We start from the raw sequence: 988 nt of genomic DNA, 5'->3' as shown, positions 1-988 counted from the left end.
AACCCGAGTCCGCCGTCGACAGTGCCGGCGTTCGGGCCGACGGAGATGAAGTCGCCGTCGGCGTCGCCGAGGATCCTGCCGTTCGCCGTGGTACCGGCGTTGGCCGTGATGTAGTCGCCGCCGGCGCCGCCGTCGACCGTGCCCGCAACGATGCCGTTGATGACGATGTAGTCACCCCCGCCCAAGCCGTTGACGCTATCGCCCAAGGCAAGAGCGCCGCAGCTGATGTAGTCGGGGCCGGCGGTACCAGTGACGGTCGTACCGGACGCGGGACTGCCGTTGACCGTACATGACGTCAGGGCCTGTGCAGGCGTCGCGGTCAGGGCGAGGGGAGCGGCCACGAGGGCGGCGGCGCAGAGCGTACGCATCGCGTGTCTGATCATGTAATGAGTGGTTCACGGTGACTTCATGATCACAATTCTGCACCGTCGATGACTCTACCGTTCGGGGCAGTCTGCCGCCCGGACGGGCCATCAAGCACTGACGGTCAGATGATCGGGTTTGCGGCTGGTCGAAGTGCGGCCGCAGGTGCCGGACCGGCAGGGCGGTTCATGGATGGGCTACCGCTGATCGCCCAGCTGCGGGATCCCATGCCGCCGCACGACGGCGCCGGAGACACGGTCGACCGGCAGGAAGCCGAGTGCGCTCCGGAGAGTGGCGTTCCCCCAGGAGTACGAGGAGTTCGTGGCCACGTACGGCGAAGGTGAGGTCGACGCGCTTCCGCCGGATCACTGAGACCTGTCAGTCACCGCTTCCACCGCTGTCCGAACTGCCGGCGTCCGTGATCGTGGTTTCGGGTGACCGTCCGTGGCTCGGCACGGAAAGTGATCCAGAACCCGCATTGAGCCGTTGCCAACACGCCGCGGCCTGCGCAGGTGAGCGGGCGATAGGGCGGGGGGGGGGGGGGTGGGCAGGGAGCACTGGGTATTCAAAGGGGGGGGGGGGGGGGGGGCCCGCCCCGGCGGGGGGAGGGTGTTCGACAGAGAGA

At 68.2% G+C, this 988-nt stretch carries 2 protein-coding genes; both read right to left on the bottom strand.

The genetic code is table 11. The features are described from left to right. The coding region (locus ACFW2E_RS29605; RefSeq protein WP_384470135.1) for a hypothetical protein at nt 1-368 on the bottom strand (368 nt) is incomplete at its 3' end. Between the two features lie 192 nt (nt 369-560). Next, entirely contained in the window at nt 561-692 is a 132-nt protein-coding gene (locus ACFW2E_RS29600) for a hypothetical protein (RefSeq protein ID WP_384470134.1), read from the bottom strand. Nucleotides 693-988 lie beyond the last annotated feature (296 nt).

This window comes from Streptomyces sp. NPDC058964, from assembly GCF_042741275.1.
GTDB lineage: Bacteria > Actinomycetota > Actinomycetes > Streptomycetales > Streptomycetaceae > Streptomyces.
Note: the sequence above shows the minus strand (reverse complement) of the source record. Positions and strands in the feature narration are given on the sequence as shown.